This is a genomic window from Micromonospora sp. NPDC005686, assembly GCF_042871665.1.
In the GTDB taxonomy this organism is placed as follows: domain Bacteria; phylum Actinomycetota; class Actinomycetes; order Mycobacteriales; family Micromonosporaceae; genus Micromonospora.
On record NZ_JBIAIY010000009.1, the window covers coordinates 283,073 to 301,135 of the forward strand.

The following is an 18,063-nucleotide window of genomic DNA, read 5'->3' on the forward strand; positions in this document are numbered from 1 at the left end:
GGCTTCAGGCCCTCCCCCGTCCCGGCCGGTCAGCCGCCCCTCCAGGACGCCACCGTCTGAGCCGGGTCAGGCCCGCGCGCCGCCGTCGACCCGCAGTACCGTGCCGGTGACGAAGGAGGCGCGGTCGCTGAGCAGCCAGGCGGCGGCCTGGGCGATCTCGTCGGGCTCGGCGGCCCGGCGCAGCGGGCTGGCCGCCGCGAGACGGTCGATGACGCCCGGTGACTCGGCGTCCCAGGAGCGCATCATCTCGGTGAGCGTGCTGCCCGGGGCGATCGCGTTGACGCGGATGCCCTCCGGCCCGTAGGTGACCGCGGCGGACTCGGTCAGACTGTTGACGGCGCGCTTCATCGCCCCGTACGCGGGCAGTGCGGGGTTGCCCATCAGGCTGCCGACGCTGGAGTTGTTCACGATCGCGCCGGTGCCGGCGGTGGCCCGGATCGCCGTGATCTCGGCGACCATGGCGAGCCACGGCCCTTTGAGGTTGACGGTGTAGACGTGGTCGAAGTCTTCTTCGCGCACCCGGTCCATCGGTCCGGGCGGCACTATCGTCGCGCCGTTGTTGAAGGCGACGTCGAGGCGCCCGTACACCTCGACGGCGCGGTCCACGGCGGCGCGCACGCTCGCCGCGTCGGCCAGGTCGCAGACCACGTACTCGGCGATGCCGCCGGCCGCCCGGACCTGTTCGGTGACCGTCTTCAACTGCTCCTCGGTCCGCGCGGCGAGCAGCACCCGGGCGCCCTCGGCGGCGAACAGCCGGGCCGCCGCCGCGCCGATGCCGCGCCCGGCGCCGGTGACGAAGGCGATCTTGCCGGCCAGCAGGCCCTCAGTGGTTCGTGTGGTGTTCATGGCAGCAAGACTGCGTCCGGCCGCGGAGCCCATCCAGGCACCGGCGGTACCTGGCTACGCACTACCGCAGGCGGGCACACTGGGGCCGTGGACCGACGTGAGCTGGCAGTGTTCCTGCGCAGCAGGCGGGAGCGGATCACCCCGGCCGACGTGGGCCTGCCCGCCGGACGGCGGCGGCGCACCCCCGGGTTGCGTCGCGAGGAGGTGGCGCGGCTGGCGTTCATCTCGACCGAGTACTACACGCGGCTGGAGCAGGGCCGGGGTCCGCGTCCGTCGCGGGAGGTGCTGGCCGGGCTGGCCCGCGCGCTGCGGCTGTCCGACGCCGAACGCGACCACCTCCACCACCTGGCCGGGGAGCCGCCCGCGCCGCCGTCCGGGCCACCCCGGGAGGTACGGCAGAGCGTGCTGGACCTGCTGCACCGGCTGCCGCAGGCGGCGGCGTTCGTGACCTCGGCGGCGTTCGAGGTGATCGCCTGGAACGACCTCGCGGCGGCCCTCATGGAGGACTTCTCCACTCTGCCCCGGCGGGACCGCAACCTGGTCCGCCGGACCTTCCTCGGCCCGCACCTGCACGGCGCGCGGCTGTACGACGTGTCGGACGCGGGCGAGTTCGCCCGCCACTCGGTCGGGCGGCTGCGCGCCGCCGCGGCCCGCTATCCGGACGACCCGGAGATGGCCGCGCTGATCGCGGACCTGCTCGCCGGAAGCGAGGAGTTCACCCGCCTGTGGGCCTCGCACGAGGTGGGTGGCGCACGGACGCTGTGCAAGACGTTCCGCCACCCGCTGGTCGGGCCGGTGACAGTCAACTGCGACGTCCTCGACATCACCGACCGCGACCAGCAGGTGGTCATCTACACCGCCACTCCCGGCTCACCGTCGGAGGAGGCGCTGCGGCTGCTCTCCGTCATCGGCACCCAGCGCATGACGGTGGAGCACTGAGCCACCCGGCACGTCAGCAGCCGATCCGGCTGGACCCGACGGCGACGTCGTCGTACCAGAGGGTGTCGGCACCGCCGCCGTAGCTCTCCCAGCCCAGCTTCAGGTCGGTGAGCTGCGGTCGCCAGGTGCGGCTGTACCACTGCCCGTCGATGTCGTGCGTCGGTACGCCGTCGGCGGTCAGCCCGGCCACCGCGACGCCGTCCAGCCAGGTACGCAGTTGGCCGGCGGAACCGTCCACCATGAACTCCAGGCAGGCCCAGCGGTTGGTGGGCAGCGGCACGCTCTGCGCCACGCCGGCCGGGCTCTGCTCGGGCAGCGTGGCGTCGTCGGAGGCGCGGTTCCACTGGAGGGCGCCGTTCTGGCCGCCCAGCCGCAGGTCCCGGTTGCCGTCGGCGGCATCCGCCATGGTGATCATCGTGGTGTGGTCGGTGGGCTGGGCGGTGGTGTGCCGGACCCAGATCCGGGCGTACCGGACGCTGCCCAGGCCGCTGAGGTTCTTCGTGGTCCGGACGAACACGTGGTTGCAGTACCCGGCCGCGCCGTTGATCCGGACCGCGCGGCTGCCGCTGTGCGTGGTGGTCGTGTCGATGGTGGCCGTGCCGGCGCCGGAGCAGTCCGGGCTCACCACGCTCCAGTCTCCCGACGGGGTCGGCCCGGTCTGGTTCTCGAAGCCGTCGCAGAGCACCGCTCCCGCGCACCCGCTCGGCGGCGGGGTGGTCGGCGGCGCCGTCGTGGGCGGCGCGGTCGTCGGTGGCGCGGTCGTCGGCGGGGCCGTGGTCGGCGGCGCCGTCGTGGGCGGCGCGGTCGTCGGTGGTGCCGTGGTCGGGGGCGCGGTGGTCGGCACCGTCGTGGTGGGCGGCGGTGTGGTCGGGCCGGCGCCGTTGCACGGTACGCCGTTCAGGCTGAACCCGGTCGGCGCGCCGCCGGCGGTGCCGAACGTGCCCTGCACGCCGAACTCGGTCGAGCCGCCGGCCGGGATGCTGCCGTTGTACGACGCGTTGCGGGCGGTCACCGTCGGCCCGGACTGGCTCACGGTGGCGTTCCAGCCGTTCGTGACGCGCTCGTCCCCGGCGTACGTCCAGGTGACGGTCCAGCCGGACACGGCGGTGTCACCCGGTGACACCTTGATGTTCGCGGTGAACCCGCCGGGCCACTGGTTGGGTGTGTAGTCGACCCGGCAGCCCTGCGCGGCTGCGGCCGGGCCGGTGAGCAGGGCCGTACCGGCCGCTGTGACGGCGGCCAGCGCGGCGACGGCCGCCACGAGCGGGGCGGGGCGGGCACGGAGAATCGTCATGGAGAGTCCTTCGACGTCGGGCAGGGCGCGGCGGCACGCGTCCGGGGTCGGACGCGGCGGCGCGCGAGGACGCGGCGCGGCGATGCGCCAGGGTGGATGGTCGATGCGTACGACCGATGTGCCCGGCTCGAAGGCGGCCCGGTCAGCCGCCGAGGTCCGGTCTGCGGACCTCGGCGACGCCCGAGTCCAATCTATTTATCGCCGCCTATTCAATCAAGGCCTGCGGGCGGGTGGCCCGTCATCCTGGATCGGCGCCCGCGCCGCTCAGCGATGGTTGCCAGCCGTCCCGGTAACGCACGCCGCCGGGTCGCAGCCGGATCCGGTCGTGCGCGGTTCCCGCGACGGGCTCGATCCGGATCACCGCCGGCCGGTCCACGACGACGCAGACCTCCTCCCCCGGCCACCACCAGCCGCAGGATCGGGCCAGGTCGGCCCAGGTGTCGAGGTGTCCGTCCTCGGCCGGCCCGTACCGGGCGAGGCCGAGCCGGCGCAGCACGTCGTAGTACGCGATCCACGACGCGTCCTGCTGCCCGTACCAGCACACGGGCACCGGGCCGTCGCCCGCCAGCGCCGCACGCACCGGCAGGTAGAACCCGTGAGCGAGGCTGCGGTGCAGCGCCGTGCGTACCCCCTGGTGCAGCACGACGGCGAGGGGTACGCCGCTGTCGAGGGCCCGCAGCGGCGCCAGCTCGGGCCACGGCTGCTTGGTCTTGCCGGTGCGGGCGGGTGACAGCTCGGGATCGGTGTGCGCCACGCCCGCGCTGAGGGTGCCCCGAAGCTGGGACACGATCATGGCGATGTCGCTCGCCACCAGCGGCGTCCTGGGCGGCCGTGCCGCGCGGATGCGGTCGTGGAGCGAGTCGAGTGTGGGCCAGCCGCTGACCAGGGGCATCGCCTTGGCCGGCGAGTCGACCCACTCGAACCGGGGTCGCGGCCGCGACGCCCTCGCGTAAACGGCGGTCAGGCAGCGCTCGGCGGCCGGCCGGTCGGCCGGCTGCGTGGACAGGGCGTGGTCGAGCCATTCCTGGCGGATCTGGACTGCCTGGTGCCACAGGCCGGAGGGGTCACCGCTGCGAACGGCCTGTGGGGTCTTCGCGGCGCCGTCGCGCCGCGTGGGGGCGCTCATCGCGCCGGGGCGTCGCCGCCCTTCCGATAGGAGATCATGGAACCACTCTGACTCACGGCGCGGCATCGCTCAAGTGAATTCCGGCCATACGGCGACCGCGCTCACCGTGCCCCAGCAAGAGAAGGGAACACCGCTGACCGTGGACAGTGACCGCTTGACCCGACCCCCCGTCATCACCGCCCAGATGCTCATCCACCGGCCCGCCGCCGAGGTCTTCGAGGCGTTCGCCGACCCGGCGGTGACCACGAGGTTCTGGTTCACCAGGAGCAGCGGCCGGCTGGCGCCGGGCGCCGTCGTCACCTGGGAGTGGGAGATGTACGGCGTCTCCACCGTCGTCACCGTGAAGGACGTGGAGGAGAACCGCCGCATCCTGGCCGAGTGGGATCCGGAGTCCCCCACCCAGGTCGAGTGGCGGTTCCTGCCGGGCGAGGGCGGCACCACGTTGGTCCGGATCACCGAGACCGGCTTCACCGGTACCGCCGACCAGGCCGTGAGCAAGGCGATCGACTCGATGGGCGGGTTCACCATGGTCCTCTGCGCCTGCAAGGCGCTGCTGGAGCAGGGAGTGCTGCTGAACGTGGTCGGAGACGCCCACCCGAGCGGTTTCGAGGACTGACCGCCGCTTCCCGCAGCCGCCGGCTCGCGCCGCTGATGCCCGCGGCAGGCCGCCGGGCGGACCGGTCAGGCGCGCGCCACCGGCACCGGCGCGAACAGGGGCGGCGCCGGATCGGCTGCCCGGATGTCGGCCACGAGCTGCGCCAGCTGCGGGTAGTCGCCACGGGCCGCACCGAGAAGGTGGTCCGCGTCGGCGTGGTTGCCGAGATACGACTCGGCGGCCGCCCGCAGAAGAAGCGCGACGGCGCAGAGGTCGCGCGGCTCGGCACCGGGACGAACGTCGAGAAGCAGCGATCGCGCATCCTCGGGCCGCTGGTCGAGCAGGTGAGTCAGGCTCATCCCGATCCGGGCGGACAGCACGCGCGGCTGCGCCCGGAGGGCGATCCGCGCGAGTTCCGAGATCTCCCGCACCTCCCGGCGCTGCACCGGCGCGCGGGTCACCACCGCGGCGTACAGGTACCACAACCCGAACTGGACGCTCAGCGTCTGGCCGATCGCCGCGGCGGCCGCGCGGTCGATACCGCCGGCGCGAGCCAGCGCCGCGAGCCGCTCGGCTTCCTTGACCAGCTCCGCGGACTGCGTGTGTCCCGTGCCCAGTCTCTGCTGGTAGGCAGCGAGAGCCCGGAGCGGATCGTTGCCGCCGGGAGGCTGAATTCCGATCCGGTCGACGTCGCCACCGGCTCGGGCGACCGCCCGCAGCGCCCTGACCACCTCCTCCTGGTAGTAGCCCGCCCGCAGCCCTTCACGGGCGGCTGCCGGAGCCCGCAGCCAGCGGAGCAGGTTCTGACCGTCACTGCGGGTCGACCGCCCGGGAACGAGGTTGGTCAGGCCGAGCAGCGCCCCGACGAACGCGGCGCCGAGCAACGTCATCCGCGTCATCGCCGTGCCGGTGGACGCCGACGCGACGAGGAGCGCCGCCGCGCACAGGTTGGCCGACGGGCCACCGAGATAGAACAGCACCATCCGCAGCGGCAATGCCGTCGTCGACGGCGAGGGCCGGACCACCACCTCGTTGCGCCAGCCGTTGAAGGGCGCGACACGGACCGCGATGACCGGCAGGCGCAGCAGCTTCGCCACGACGAGGTGCCCGCATTCGTGCAGGACGAGGTGCAGCCACAACGACACGCAGGTGAGGCCGGCGGCGGCGATCGCACCCGTCACTGACTCGGTCACGAGCAGCGCGAACGCGGTCGCCTCCACCGCCAGGAGGAGTGACACGGCGACCAGCCGACGGCGGAGCTTCACCGGGAGATGGTACGCAGGCTCCGCCGCGGCCAGGAACGCGTCGACTGGCGATCGGTCCGATGAGTTCACGCGCGTTCGCCGGTCTGAGCTGGTGCATCCGATCGGATGCGGAACACCGGCCGACCGCCAGGAGGACGAGAACCATGACCGTTGCCGACACCACTCCCACACCCGTCGCCCGAGGGCTGCACCGGACGCTGTGGGTGCTCCAGATCTTCCTCGGCGTCTTCTTCATCGTCGCCTCGGCCGCCCCCAAGCTGTTCGGCGAGACGAACGCGGTCCAGACCTTCGAGGACATGGGCGCCGCGCCCTGGTTCCGCTACTTCGTCGGCCTGCTGGAGCTGGCCGGTGGCATCGGGTTGCTCGTGCCGCGGCTCGCCGGCCTGGCCGCCGTCGGGCTCGCGCTGCTCATGGTCGGCGCCGCCGTCACCCAGGCGTTCATCCTGGACGGCGGCGCACTGGTACTCACCCCCGTGGTGCTGTTCGCGCTGTTCGTGTTCATCGCGTGGGGCCGTCGCCACTCGATCGGCCGGCGCTGAGCCCGGGGGTGCGCCGGCCGGCCCGTCAGGGCGTCCAGCGCACCCCCGGGTTCACCCGCCCGAACCAGTCGAAGACGGCCATGTTGTCCCACTGGTTTCCGGTGCCGTTGATGTTCGCCGGGTCCCAGCCGTTGCCGCTGACGGCGTACCAGGTCGGTTCCCAGTAGAAGACACCGACGGCGCCGGCGTTGCGGGCGGTGTTCTGCACCCAGTCGAACTCCTGGGCCTGCCCGGCCCAGGTCGCGCCGATGCCGTCGCAGGTCGCGTCGCCGATCGCGTTCGGCTCGCCGTCGGCGTTGTCCCGGGTGAAGGGGTACGCGGTCTCCGCGATCACCACCGGCTTCCCGTAGCGGCCGCGCAGGTCGACGATGTTGTTGTAGAGGTTGGCCAGGCTGCCGTGCCACATGCAGTAGTACGACAGGGCCGTCATGTCCCACTGCACGCCCTGCGCCCGGATGCCGTCGTAGAACCACCGGGCGTTGGCGTTGCTGTCGGCGTTCGCGGTGTGGATCATCACCGGGATGCCGCCGCCGCATGCTTTCACCGCGTTGTAGCCCTGCTTCAGCAGCCCGGCCAGCGGGGCGAAGTCGTTGTTGACGACCTTGCCCTCGTTCCACAGCATCCCGACGTTGATCTCGTTGCCGATCTGCACGCTGTCCGGCAGGGTGCCCTGCCCCCGCAGGGCGGCGCAGACGTCGTACGTGAAGGCGTACACGTCGCTGCGCAACTGGCTGAGGCTGTGCCCGGCCCAGGCGGCCGGCTTGTACTGCTTGCCCGGGTCGGCCCAGGTGTCGGAGTAGTGGAAGTCGATCAGCACCTTGAGGCCCTTGGCCTTGGCCGTACGCGCCTGGGCCAGCACCCTGCTCTTGTTGTTGTAGCCGCTGGGCGGGTTGTTCCAGACGCGCAACCGGACGTAGTTGACGCCGACGGACTTGAGGATGTCCAGCGGGTCGCGGGCGACCCCGCCCGCGTCGTAGTACTTCGCGCCCAGGTCCAGGCTGCGCTGCAACGAGGAGACGTCGGCGCCCCGCATGCTGAGCGTGTTCGCGGCGGCGACGGGCGCGGGCGTACCCCCGAACGTGGTGGTGACGGCGAGGGCGACGGCCGTGACGGCCCCGGCCAGGGTGCGTCGGCGGTGGTGGGGTGTGGGCACGGGACTCCCTCTCAGGTCGGTCGCGGGCGGCGCTCAGCCCACCGCGCAGGGGGCGCCGTTCAGCGAGAAGACGGTCGGCGGCGCGTCGCTGGCGCTCCACCGTCCCTGGAAGCCGAAGGTCGCGGAGCCGTTCGGCGCGATGTGGCGGTTCCAGTCGGCGTTGCGGGCGGTCACCGTGGCGCCGGTCTGGGCGACTGTGGCGTTCCACGCGGTGGTGACCTGCTGGTCACCGGGGAAGCCGAAGGTGAGGATCCAGCCGTCGACAGGCGCCGTCCCGGTGTTCTGGACCGTCACCGCCGCCACGAAACCACCTGGCCACTCCGACTGGTTCCGGTAGGTCACCCGGCAGGTCGACGGCGGCGTGGACGTCGTGGGCACGGTGACCGTGTTGGAGGCGATCGACACGTTGCCGACCGCGTCCCGGGCCCGCACGTAGTACAGCGTGCGCAGTGGCGCCGGCGCCGGCGCGGGGAGCGACATCGTGTACGTGGTACCCGGCACGGTGGCGACGCGCGTGGAGGTGTACCAGCCGTCGAACCGGTAGACGTCGTAGGCGAGCACGCCAACGTCGTCGGTCGACGGCGACCACGACAGCCGGGCGGTCGAGTCGGTCACCTCGCCGACAGTGAGGTTCCCCGGCGCGCTCGGCGGGGTGGTGTCCGGTCCGGTGTCCGTCACCGGAGTGACGACAGTCGCCGGGTCACTGGCCGGTGAACGACGGTTGTCCGAGTCCCGGGCCGACACCCGGAACGTGTACTGCCGGCCCGGCTGGATGTAGCTGGTGACAGTCGCGGTGGTGACGTCGCCGAGGCTGAGGCTGTAGACCACGTCGTCGAACGGATTGAAGTAGACGATGTCGTACCCGGCGACGGCGCAGCAGCCGGGCGTGGCGGCCGTCCAGGTGAGGGTGACGGACGTGGTCCGTACCTGGGTGGCGGTCAGGTTCGTGGGCGCGCTCGGCGGGAACGGCGTGGTGCTGGGTGGGTCGGGCGTCCTGGGCGTCGACGTCGGCGTCGCGGTCCCGGTCGGGTCCGCGACGGGCGCCGCGGCGACGCCGGGCGCCGGAGCGGCAGCGGGGTACGCGGTGCCGGCGCCGGCCGACGGGGCGGCGCTCAGGGTGGTGGCGAGCAACGCGGTGGACAGCGCGACGGCGGCCGGCAGACCCGGCCGCAGGCGGCGCAGAAGCGAGGACGGGGAGACGGCCATGGGTAGACAATGCTCGCCAGGCATCGATGATCGCCAACGTGTCCCACACCTCGGCCGCCGCAGCAACTCCGCCTCATTCGTCGTTTTGCGCCGTTTGTGTCAGAAATCAGCCACAATCGGGGAGACAGGGTGAGCCGCTGCGGAACGGCCACCGCACGCACGAAAGGCTGGACGGGAAGCGGCGATGGCCACCTTCGAGTACCGCTGCCCGCAGGACGGCAGGTTCGACGTCGTGATGCCGGTCGGCACCGCGAGCCCGTCGACGAGCTGCCCCCGGTGCGGGTCGCCGGCGACACGGGTGTTCTCCGCGCCCCGGCTCGCCCGCATGCCGGCGGCGCTGCGCGACGCCATGGACCGGACCGAGCGCAGCGCGGAACAGCCGGAGGTGGTCGGGCGCGTGCCCGGCGGCCGCCCGGCGCGCCACTCGACGAACCCGGCCCACGCCCGTCTGCCCCGCTGGTGACCGAGCTCGGGCAGTCCACCTGACCCGCCGCGGCGGGACGCACGAGAAGGGCTCAACACCGTGCCTGAACTGCTGTTTCCCCTCGACTCCACGAAGAGGTTCACCGACCAGGAGAAGGTCGGGCACAACCGCTGGCATCCCGACATCCCGCCGGTGGCGACGGTACGGCCCGGACAGTCGTTCCGCGTCCACTGCCGTGAGTGGTTCGACGGCGCGATCCACAACGACGACTCCGCCGAGGACATCCGGGACGCTCCGCTGACCCGGGTCCACGCTCTCAGCGGCCCCTTCGCCGTCGAGGGCGCCGAGCCGGGCGACCTGCTCATTGTCGACATCCTCGACATGGGTCCCATCCCGCAGGAGTCCGGTCCGCTGGCCGGTCAGGGCTGGGGCTACACGGGCATCTTCCCCACCGGCAACGGCGGCGGCTTCCTGACCGAGCAGTTCCCCGACGCCTACAAGGCGGTCTGGGACTTCACCGGCCGCAAGGCGACCTCCCGGCACATCCCCGGGGTCTCGTTCACCGGGATCGCCCACCCGGGGCTGATGGGCACCGCCCCGTCCGCGTCGCTGCTGGCCACCTGGAACCAGCGGGAGGGGGCGCTGATCGCCACCGCGCCCGACCGGGTGCCGCCCCTGGCCCTGCCCCCCGAGCCGCAGGACGCGATCCTCGGCCGCCTCACCGGCGCCGACTTCGACCGGGTGGCCGCGGAGGCGGCGCGGACCGCTCCGCCCCGGGAGAACGGCGGGAACCAGGACATCAAGAACTTCACCGTCGGCAGCCGGGTCTTCTACCCGGTGTTCGTGCCGGGCGCCAACCTGTCCCTCGGCGACCTGCACTTCTCCCAGGGCGACGGGGAGATCACCTTCTGCGGCGCCATCGAGATGGGCGGCTTCGCCGACCTGCACGTAGACCTGATCAAGAACGGCATGCAGACGTACGGCGTCGCCGAGAACACGATCTTCATTCCGGGTGACACCCCGCCGCAGTTCAGCCAGTGGCTGGCCTTCTCCGGGCTCTCGGTCACCCTCGACGGCGAACAGCGGTACCTCGACTCACAGCTCGCCTACCAGCGCGCCTGCCTGCACGCCATCGACTACCTGACCCGCTTCGGCTACCAGCCGGAACAGGCGTACCTATTGCTCGGTGCCGCACCCATCGAGGGACGGCTCTCCGGCGTGGTCGACATCCCCAACTCCTGCGCGACGGTCTACCTGCCCACCGAGATCTTCGACTTCGACATCCGCCCCTCGGCCGCCGGTCCGACCCGGATCGACCCGGGCAAGGGCGCCCCGAAGGCCACCATGAGCTGAGCAGGTGACCGCGCCACCGTTTCGGCAGGACCAAGCTGATCACGGGACGGGTGGGTGCCGGAGGCTCCTCGCCGCGCGGGGCGCGGGGATGTCGGCAGTACGCCGCATCGCGGCGGCGCGACCCGGCGTGTAGCCGTACTCCCGGACGAAGGCGGAGATGAACGCGGACGGGCTGGCGTACCCGACGCGGCGGGCGACCTCGCCGACCGGCCGGGTCTCCAGCAGCGCCAGCGACGCACGCAGGCGCAGCTTCGTGCGCCACTGCGAGTACGACATGCCGAACTCGCGGTCGAAGTCACGTTGCAGCGTCTTGACGCTGACGTGCAGGCGGTCCGCCCACTCGGCGAGCCCTGTCGTGTCACCCGGGTCTCGGGCCAGGGCCGTGGCGACCGCCAGCGCGACGCCCGTACCGCCGGCCTGCCGGTCGTCGGGGTCGGATCGGGGGGCGAGCCCGGCCATGATGCGGCTGCGGGCGGCGAGGGCGTCGCGTTCGTCGTAGCCGGCGGTGGTGAGCGCGAGGACGAGCCGAGCGGCCTCGGCGTCGATGGTGGCGACGCCGGCCCCCAGCCCGTCGAGGGCACCAGGCACCTCGCGCAGGCAGATCCGGTAGACCGTCTGCCGGTCCGCCGCGTGCACCTCGTGGGTCACGGCCCGGTGCACCCAGAAGACCTCGTCCGGCCCGAGGAAGGTGGTGTGCCGACCGTGGCGGGCGGAGAGCAGACCGTCGGGTGACCAGTAGAACTGGTGCAGGAAATCCTCCCGGTTCTCGGCGAACGCCAGCCGGGTCACCGACCGGTAGCGCAGGAGGAGGATGCCGTCGGGGCGGCCGAGGCCGTAGCCGAACTCCTCGCAGCTGACCGGATCCGCCGTGATCGGGCCGGTGACCATCACGCTCTGACCTCTCCCCGACATCGGTTGACCTCTCGGCGACATTCTGCCCACAGAAGTAAGGCTAGCCTAAGCTCTGCAGCCCAGTAGGGCTGCACCTCTGTGTTGAGACCCCGAAGGAACTGGCAGATGTCCGTACGACAGCACTGGCGCGTGATCGCCGCCGCCGCGGTGACGCTCACCGTGGTCACCGGTTGCGGATCCGACGGCGGCGACTCCGCCGCGAAGTCCGGCGACGCCGCGACGCGCGTCTTCGCCGCCGACAACGGCGAGATCACGATCCCGGCCGACCCCCAGCGGGTCGTCGCCACCGGCTATGCGGTGCCGGTCCTGATCGAGGCGGACGCCGCACTGGTGGGGATCTCGAGCTGGAAGCGCGGCCTGGCGCTGATGGCCGAGCAGGACCGGGCCACCTACGAACGGCTGCCGAAGGTCGCCGGCGAGGCGGCTGCCGAGACCAACTACGAGGCCGTCGCCGCCGCCAAGCCGGACCTCATCGTGATCGGGGTGCCGAAGCCGGCTCTCGGCAGCATCGACATGAAGCGGCTGGAGAGCATCGCGCCGGTCGTCGCGATCGGCCCCACCACGCCCGCCGCCTGGCGCGAGCTGTCCCGCCGGCAGTCCGACGCCGCCGGTCGCGGCACGAACTTCCAGGCGGCCAAGGAGGCGTACGAGAAGAGGGCCGCGGAACTGAAGGACAAGTACGGCGCCGCCCTCGCGGGCCTGAAGTTCGGGCACGTGGGGAGCTACGGCGAGATCGCCAAGGGCACCTTCCACCGGGAGTTCGCCGGCTCGTGGGGCACCAACATCGCCCAGGACGCGGGCGTGACCTACTACGGCGAGGTCAAGGAGAAGGGTGGCGGCGGGCTCGACGTCACCGAGTACCCAGCGATCGAGGAACTGCCGACGAGCCTCGGCGAGGCCGACGCCATCACGTACACGGTGCAGCCCGACGGCACCCCCGCCGAGGCGGTGAAGCAGGTGCTCGACTCCGCGCTGTGGAAGAACCTGCCCGCGGTCAAGGCCGGCCGGGTGTTCCCGTTGCAGTACACGGAGGCGGCGACGTACGAGTCGGCCCTCCGGACGCTCGACTCCGTCGACAAGGCATTCGCGCCGCTGCTGGCCCGATGACAGTCGACCGTCACGACCCGGCCGGCCGGGTCGCCGCCCACCACCGCGCGGGCAGTGGCACGGTCCGGATCGGCTACCCGATCGGCGTACGCGAGGTCCGGGTCGTCGCCCGGCGGCGGCTGACCCCGCGCATGGTGCGGCTGACCCTCGGCGGCCCGGCCCTCGCCGACTTCCACACCTACCAGGCGGACGACCACGTCAAGCTCGTCTTCCCGGATCCGGACGGCACCCGGCGCGATCCCGTCCCGGACGGGCGGGGCATGCTCGACTGGCCCCGCCCGCTGCCGACCACCCGCAAGTACACGGTGCGCCGCTACGATCCCGCCGCCTGCGAAATCGACCTGGACTTCGTGCTGCACGACGGCGGTGTCGCGTCGGCGTGGGCGGACGCGGCGGCGGTGGGCGACGGGGTGACGATCGCGGGCCCGCCCGGCGCGAAGGCGTTCCCGCACAGCTACGACCACTACGTCTTCGCCGTCGACGCCACCGCCCTGCCGGCCGTCGCCAGGTGGCTGCAGGAGTCCCCGGCCGACGTGTCGGCGCACGTGGTCGCCGAGGTCGACGACCCGGCCGAACAGGACTACCCGCTCACGCACCGCGACGGGGTGGCGGTGACGTGGCTGGTGCGCGCGGCCACCGGGTCCACGCTCGCGCAGCAGGTGGGGTCGCTGCGCCTGCCGGCCGGGCGGGCGTTCCTCTTCGCGGCCGGCGAGGCGAACGACATCAGGCCGCTACGCGCCTGGAGCGCCGGCCGCCTCGACTCACTGATCACCGGGTACTGGAAGCGCGGAGTCGCCGGGCTTGAAGACTGACCTGTCCCGCCGGGCGGCGTTCCTGCTCGTGTCCGCCGCGCTGCTCGTCGTCGCGGCGGGCGCGAGCATGGCCGTGGGCGCGCGACCGGTCGCGCCGGTCGAGGTGTGGCGCGCGCTCACCGACTTCGCGGCCACGACCGACCACCTCGTCGTACGCGACATCCGGCTGCCCCGCACGATCCTCGGCGTCTGCGTCGGCGCCGCCCTCGGCGCGGCCGGGGTGCTGATCCAGACGCTCACCCGCAACCCGCTGGCCGAGCCCGGCATCCTCGGCGTGACAGCCGGGGCCGGCTTCGCCATCAACCTGGGCGTGCTGGCGGGCGTCGCCGGGTCGCAGGCCGGGCAGCTCGTGCTCGCGGTGGCCGGCTCCGCGCTCGCCGCCGTCGCCGTCTACGCCGTCGGGCGGACCTCACCGCTGCGGCTGGTCCTCGCCGGAGTCGCGCTGAGCTGGGTGCTGATGGGCGTCTCGCTCGGGCTGCGGCTGGGCTTCCCGGACGTCTTCGACAGGTACCGGTTCTGGTCAGTCGGGGCGCTGGCCGGCGCCGAGCAGACGCCGCTGGTGCTGCCGGTGCTGGTGACAGTCGCCGCCCTGGCCGCCGCGATGGCCGCGACCCGGCCGTTGAACGCGCTCGCCCTCGGCGAGGACGTCGCCCACTCGCTCGGCGCCCACGTGACCCGGACCCGGGTCACCGTCCTGGTGCTCGTCACGCTGCTCACCGGCGTCGCCACCGCGGTCGCCGGCCCGATCGCGTTCGTCGGGCTGATGGTTCCGCACCTGGCGCGGCGGCTCGCAGTCGACTCGATCCCGTGGATCATGGCGTACTCGATGCTGCTCGGGCCGATCCTGCTGCTCGTCGCGGATGTCGGCTCGCGGGTCCTGCTGCCCACTGGCGAGGTCCCGGTGTCGATCGTCACCGCGTTCCTGGGCGCTCCGGTGCTGATCTGGGCGGTCCGCCGCTACGGGGCGGCGGCGCTGTGAGCACTGTGAGGCTGCGGGCGGGACGGCTCGCGATCGAGGTCGAACGGCGCTCGGCCGTCGCCGCGGCCGGGCTCGTCGCGGCCGCGGCGACCCTCGCGCTGCTGACGCTGAGCCACGGGCCGGAGTGGGCGACACCGGCCGAGGTGTTCGACGCCCTGTTCCGGGGCGGCGACGCGGCCTTCGTGATCCGGGAGTGGCGACTCCCCCGGGTGGCCGCCGCGCTGGTCTTCGGCGCCGCGCTGGGTCTGGCCGGGGCGGTCTTCCAGAACCTGACCCGCAACGCGCTGGGCAGCCCCGACGTGATCGGCCTCGACGCGGGCGCGTACACCGGCGCGCTTGTCGCGATCACCGTGCTGAACGGAACCGCCGGGCAGCTCGCGGCCGGGTCGGTGGCGGGCGGGCTGCTCGCCGCCGCGCTCATCTACCTGCTGTCGCTGGACTCCGGGCTCAGCGGCGTCCGGCTGGTCGTCATCGGCATCGCCGTCAACGCGATGCTGACCGCGCTCAACTCCTGGATCGTGCTGCGGGCCGAGATCGACGTGGCGCTCGCCGCGACCGGCTGGAACGCCGGCTCGCTCAACGGCGTCGACTGGGCCGAGGTGCGGCTCCCGTTCGCCGTCATCGGCCTGTTCGTCCTGCTGCTCGTCGTTATCTCGCACGCCATGCACCAGGCTGCACTGGGCGACGAGATCGCGCGCACCACTGGCGTACGCCTGGGCCGGCTCCGCCTGCTGCTGGTCCTGGCCGGCGTGGGCTGCACCGCGACAGTGACAGCGGTGGCCGGGCCGGTCGTGTTCATCGCGCTCGCCGCGCCCCAGATCGGCCGGCGGCTCGCGCGGGCCGCCGGCGTACCCCTGGTGCCGGCGGCGCTGACCGGCGCGGTGCTGCTGCTCGCCGCGGATCTCGTCGCGCAACTGCTGCTCGCGCCGGTCGCGCTGCCGGTCGGCGTGGTTACCACGGCGATCGGCGGCTGCTATCTCATCTGGCTGCTCGGCATGGAGGTGAAACGACGGTGACCAGCCGCCTGACCGCGGAGGACGTCACGCTCGGCTACAGCGACCGGGTGGTGTCGACGCGGGTGAGCCTGGCCGTGCCGGACGGCGCGTTCACGGCGATCGTCGGCCCCAACGCCTGCGGGAAGTCGACGCTGCTGAAGGCGTTCGTCCGGCTGCTCACACCGGCCTCGGGCGCGGTACGCCTCGACGGCCGGGACGTCGCCGAGCACCGGCCGAAGCCGTTCGCCCGCCAGGTCGGCTTCCTGCCCCAGGGCCTCGTCGCGCCGGAGAACATCATCGTGCGGCGGCTCGTCGCCCGGGGCCGCTACCCGCACCAGTCCCTGCTCGGCGCAGGCGGGGCCGCCGACGAGGAGGCCGTCCGGTCGGCCATGGCGGTTGCCGGCGTCACCGACCTGGCCGAGCGGCCCGTGGAGGAACTCTCCGGCGGGCAGCGGCAACGGGTCTGGATCGCCATGGTGCTGGCGCAGGAGACGCCGTACCTGCTGCTCGACGAGCCCACCACGTTCCTCGACATCACGCACCAGTACGAGCTGCTGGCACTGTTCGCGCGGCTGCGCGACGAGGGACGCACCGTCGTGGCCGTGCTGCACGACATCAACCAGGCCTGCCGGTTCGCCGATCACATCGTGGCGATGAAGGCCGGCCGGGTCGTCGCGCAGGGCCCGCCGGCCGACGTGGTGGACGCCGACCTCATGCGGGAGGTCTTCGGCCTGCCCAGCGTGGTGATGCCGAACCCGGTCACCGGCACCCCGATGGTGGTGCCGACCGTGTAGCAGGAAGCCCTCGTCGGTATGCCAGAGTCGACCTGAGCCGGTTGGGCGGCTCGGGAGAACCGTTACGACGAGAGGACGGGACACCTGATGCAGAAGTCATCCCTGACCGCGCTGGCCCGCGAGCAGCTGGAGCGCGCACACACCTCCTCCAGCGGCCGCAGCAGCTCCACCGTCTACGGCGGTCACGAGCACAAGCTCCGCCAGACGGTGATCGCGCTGACCGCCGGCCAGATGCTCAGCGAACACGAGAACCCCGGCGAGGCCACCGTCCACGTCCTGCACGGCCGGGTCCGGCTCGGCGCCGGCGAGACGTCCTGGGACGGCGCACCCGGCGATCTGCTGATCGTGCCGGACCGCCGGCACACGCTGGAGGCGCTCGCAGACTCCGCCGTGCTGCTCACCGTCGTCAAGCGCTGACGACCCCGGCTCCCGGGACCCTCATCCGACGGCCGCCAGGAAGTCCGAGTAGAACAGGCCCAGGCCGGCCGCGACGCAGACGCCGGCCACGATCCAGAACCGCACCACGATGGTGGACTCGCTCCAACCGGCCAGCTCGAAGGGGTGGCGCAACGGCACCATCCGGAAGACACGCCGGCCGGTGGCCCGGTACGAGACGATCTGGATCACCCAGGTCGTGGTGATGATGACCTTCAGCGCGCTGAAGACGCGCACCGCCACCGGCGTGCCGAAAGGGAGATGACGAAGGCGACAGCGGCCGCGACGATGACCGCCCTCATCGGCGGACCCCGGGCTTCCGGACCTGCGCCTGACGTACCGACCCGGGCCCGCCGGGCGGGAGGCCCGTCGCGAAGTCATCGATCACGACACGTGAGCTTGCCATCCGGCGGCGCACGGAGCAGCCCCTGAACCTCACCGCGCCGTACTTCGCCGCCCGCCGAGGCTGGTGCGCACGCCGTAGCGCCGACGGCATGAGGACGGTTGTGGTGTCGCTCGCGGTGGCCCTGGTGGTGGTGTCCGCGCCGAACGGGACGCTGATGCCGTTCCGCTTCGTCGACGCGCTCATCGGCGGCGTGGTGGCACTGGGCGCCAGCCAGCTGATGGCCGCCCGTGACCCGCTGGCGCCACTGGTGGCGCAGGCCCGGCGCAGCTACACCGACCTGGCCGACCTGCTCGACCAGATCAACGCGGCGCTGCGCGGCTGCGACGAGGACGCCGCCCGCGCAGCGCTGGACCGGGCACGGCAGGTGGACGACTGCGTCGCCGAGATGCAGGCCGCGGTGCTCGCCACCGGTGAGACGCTGCGGCTGGGGCTGCGCCGCCGGCATCTGGGCAAGCTCGTCGAGGTGGAGGCCACACTGCGGCAGCTCGACTACGCCGCCCGCAACATCCGCGTGCTGGCCCGCGCCGGCGTGACCCTGACCCGCCGGCACACCGCCACCCCGCCGGAGCTGGCCGCCGCGATCGGCGCGCTGACCTCTGCCGTACGGTCGGCTGGTGAGGCCATGGCCCACGACCTCACCGGCGCCGACGCCGACCGGCACGCGCAGCGAGCGGACGCGGCGGCCCTGGAGGCGGTCCGGATCGCCGCGGGCCTGCTGCGGACCGACCCGCCGCTGCCGGTCACCATGATCGTCGGGCAGATCCGGGCGACCGCTATCGACCTGCTGCGCGGCGTCGGCCACGACGACGTGACGGTGCTGGACCGGGTGGACGAGGCCCTCGGCCTGAGCCAGGCCTGACCCCTGGTCGATCGACGCGGCACA

19 protein-coding genes and 1 pseudogene are annotated in these 18,063 nt (G+C 72.8%); 12 read left to right on the forward strand and 8 right to left on the reverse strand.

Features of this window, described 5'->3' with window-relative positions; all coding sequences use genetic code 11:
- Positions 1 to 66: 66 nt before the first annotated feature.
- Positions 67 to 846: an SDR family NAD(P)-dependent oxidoreductase gene (locus ACFYON_RS21780; protein WP_387190179.1), complete on the reverse strand. Its 780-nt coding sequence runs from the start codon at positions 844 to 846 to the stop codon at positions 67 to 69.
- 87 nt (positions 847 to 933) lie between these two features.
- Between ACFYON_RS21780 and ACFYON_RS21785 the strand changes: the two genes are divergently transcribed.
- The gene (locus ACFYON_RS21785; RefSeq protein ID WP_354874016.1) at positions 934 to 1,785 is read left to right on the forward strand and encodes a helix-turn-helix transcriptional regulator; all 852 of its coding nucleotides are present in this window, start codon (positions 934 to 936) and stop codon (positions 1,783 to 1,785) included.
- A gap of 13 nt (positions 1,786 to 1,798) precedes the next feature.
- Here the strand turns inward: ACFYON_RS21785 and ACFYON_RS21790 are convergent, their stop codons facing one another.
- Both ACFYON_RS21790 and ACFYON_RS21795 read right to left on the reverse strand, forming a co-directional pair.
- On the reverse strand, positions 1,799 to 3,079 hold the full coding sequence (locus ACFYON_RS21790; protein ID WP_354874014.1) for a cellulose-binding domain-containing protein: 1,281 nt from the start codon (positions 3,077 to 3,079) through the stop codon (positions 1,799 to 1,801).
- A 238-nt stretch (positions 3,080 to 3,317) separates the two neighbouring features.
- The gene (locus tag ACFYON_RS21795) at positions 3,318 to 4,205 is read right to left on the reverse strand and encodes a DUF6745 domain-containing protein (RefSeq protein ID WP_354874012.1); all 888 of its coding nucleotides are present in this window, start codon (positions 4,203 to 4,205) and stop codon (positions 3,318 to 3,320) included.
- 154 nt (positions 4,206 to 4,359) lie between these two features.
- Here ACFYON_RS21795 and ACFYON_RS21800 point away from each other — a divergent pair, with 154 nt between their 5' ends.
- On the forward strand, positions 4,360 to 4,821 hold the full coding sequence (locus tag ACFYON_RS21800; RefSeq protein WP_354874010.1) for an SRPBCC family protein: 462 nt from the start codon (positions 4,360 to 4,362) through the stop codon (positions 4,819 to 4,821).
- A 65-nt stretch (positions 4,822 to 4,886) separates the two neighbouring features.
- On the opposite strand, the gene ACFYON_RS21805 is transcribed toward ACFYON_RS21800, so the two are convergent.
- Positions 4,887 to 6,065 (reverse strand): hypothetical protein, encoded by a 1,179-nt coding sequence (locus ACFYON_RS21805; protein ID WP_354874008.1) that lies wholly within the window; start codon positions 6,063 to 6,065, stop codon positions 4,887 to 4,889.
- 143 nt (positions 6,066 to 6,208) lie between these two features.
- On the opposite strand from ACFYON_RS21805, the gene ACFYON_RS21810 reads away from it, so the two are divergent.
- On the forward strand, positions 6,209 to 6,604 hold the full coding sequence (locus ACFYON_RS21810) for a DoxX family protein (protein ID WP_354874006.1): 396 nt from the start codon (positions 6,209 to 6,211) through the stop codon (positions 6,602 to 6,604).
- 25 nt (positions 6,605 to 6,629) lie between these two features.
- On the opposite strand, the gene ACFYON_RS21815 is transcribed toward ACFYON_RS21810, so the two are convergent.
- Both ACFYON_RS21815 and ACFYON_RS21820 read right to left on the reverse strand, forming a co-directional pair.
- Positions 6,630 to 7,757: a glycosyl hydrolase 53 family protein gene (locus tag ACFYON_RS21815; protein WP_354874004.1), complete on the reverse strand. Its 1,128-nt coding sequence runs from the start codon at positions 7,755 to 7,757 to the stop codon at positions 6,630 to 6,632.
- Positions 7,758 to 7,790: 33 nt separating this feature from the next.
- Complete coding sequence (locus ACFYON_RS21820; RefSeq protein WP_354874002.1) at positions 7,791 to 8,963, reverse strand: cellulose binding domain-containing protein; 1,173 nt, start codon at positions 8,961 to 8,963, stop codon at positions 7,791 to 7,793.
- 184 nt (positions 8,964 to 9,147) lie between these two features.
- On the opposite strand from ACFYON_RS21820, the gene ACFYON_RS21825 reads away from it, so the two are divergent.
- Both ACFYON_RS21825 and fmdA read left to right on the forward strand, forming a co-directional pair.
- Positions 9,148 to 9,426 (forward strand): FmdB family zinc ribbon protein, encoded by a 279-nt coding sequence (locus ACFYON_RS21825; protein WP_354874000.1) that lies wholly within the window; start codon positions 9,148 to 9,150, stop codon positions 9,424 to 9,426.
- Between the two features lie 60 nt (positions 9,427 to 9,486).
- A complete protein-coding gene (gene fmdA, locus ACFYON_RS21830; protein WP_354873998.1) occupies positions 9,487 to 10,740 on the forward strand; it encodes a formamidase in 1,254 nt (417 codons plus the stop codon).
- A gap of 39 nt (positions 10,741 to 10,779) precedes the next feature.
- Here fmdA and ACFYON_RS21835 read toward each other — a convergent pair whose 3' ends face one another.
- Positions 10,780 to 11,652: an AraC family transcriptional regulator gene (locus tag ACFYON_RS21835; protein ID WP_354873996.1), complete on the reverse strand. Its 873-nt coding sequence runs from the start codon at positions 11,650 to 11,652 to the stop codon at positions 10,780 to 10,782.
- 105 nt (positions 11,653 to 11,757) lie between these two features.
- On the opposite strand from ACFYON_RS21835, the gene ACFYON_RS21840 reads away from it, so the two are divergent.
- The 6 genes from ACFYON_RS21840 to ACFYON_RS21865 all read left to right on the forward strand — a co-directional run bounded on the left by ACFYON_RS21840 (position 11,758) and on the right by ACFYON_RS21865 (position 16,756).
- Positions 11,758 to 12,759, forward strand: a complete 1,002-nt coding sequence (locus ACFYON_RS21840; protein WP_354873994.1) for an ABC transporter substrate-binding protein — start codon at positions 11,758 to 11,760, stop codon at positions 12,757 to 12,759.
- Positions 12,756 to 13,571: a siderophore-interacting protein gene (locus tag ACFYON_RS21845; RefSeq protein WP_354873993.1), complete on the forward strand. Its 816-nt coding sequence runs from the start codon at positions 12,756 to 12,758 to the stop codon at positions 13,569 to 13,571. Before ACFYON_RS21840 ends, ACFYON_RS21845 begins: the two co-directional genes overlap by 4 nt.
- On the forward strand, positions 13,561 to 14,550 hold the full coding sequence (locus ACFYON_RS21850) for an iron chelate uptake ABC transporter family permease subunit (protein ID WP_354873991.1): 990 nt from the start codon (positions 13,561 to 13,563) through the stop codon (positions 14,548 to 14,550). Before ACFYON_RS21845 ends, ACFYON_RS21850 begins: the two co-directional genes overlap by 11 nt.
- Positions 14,547 to 15,566, forward strand: coding sequence for an iron chelate uptake ABC transporter family permease subunit (locus tag ACFYON_RS21855; RefSeq protein WP_355015238.1), 1,020 nt, complete (start codon positions 14,547 to 14,549; stop codon positions 15,564 to 15,566). The genes ACFYON_RS21850 and ACFYON_RS21855 overlap by 4 nt, the downstream gene beginning before the upstream one ends.
- Positions 15,563 to 16,339 (forward strand): ABC transporter ATP-binding protein, encoded by a 777-nt coding sequence (locus ACFYON_RS21860; RefSeq protein ID WP_354873987.1) that lies wholly within the window; start codon positions 15,563 to 15,565, stop codon positions 16,337 to 16,339. The genes ACFYON_RS21855 and ACFYON_RS21860 overlap by 4 nt, the downstream gene beginning before the upstream one ends.
- Positions 16,340 to 16,426: 87 nt before the next feature.
- Positions 16,427 to 16,756, forward strand: coding sequence for a cupin domain-containing protein (locus ACFYON_RS21865; RefSeq protein WP_354873985.1), 330 nt, complete (start codon positions 16,427 to 16,429; stop codon positions 16,754 to 16,756).
- 21 nt (positions 16,757 to 16,777) lie between these two features.
- On the opposite strand, the pseudogene ACFYON_RS21870 reads toward ACFYON_RS21865, so the two are convergent.
- A pseudogene (locus tag ACFYON_RS21870) lies at positions 16,778 to 16,993 on the reverse strand (phospho-N-acetylmuramoyl-pentapeptide-transferase); the annotation flags it as partial.
- A gap of 275 nt (positions 16,994 to 17,268) precedes the next feature.
- On the opposite strand from ACFYON_RS21870, the gene ACFYON_RS21875 reads away from it, so the two are divergent.
- On the forward strand, positions 17,269 to 18,039 hold the full coding sequence (locus ACFYON_RS21875) for a hypothetical protein (protein WP_357707024.1): 771 nt from the start codon (positions 17,269 to 17,271) through the stop codon (positions 18,037 to 18,039).
- The last annotated feature ends 24 nt before the right edge of the window (positions 18,040 to 18,063 follow it).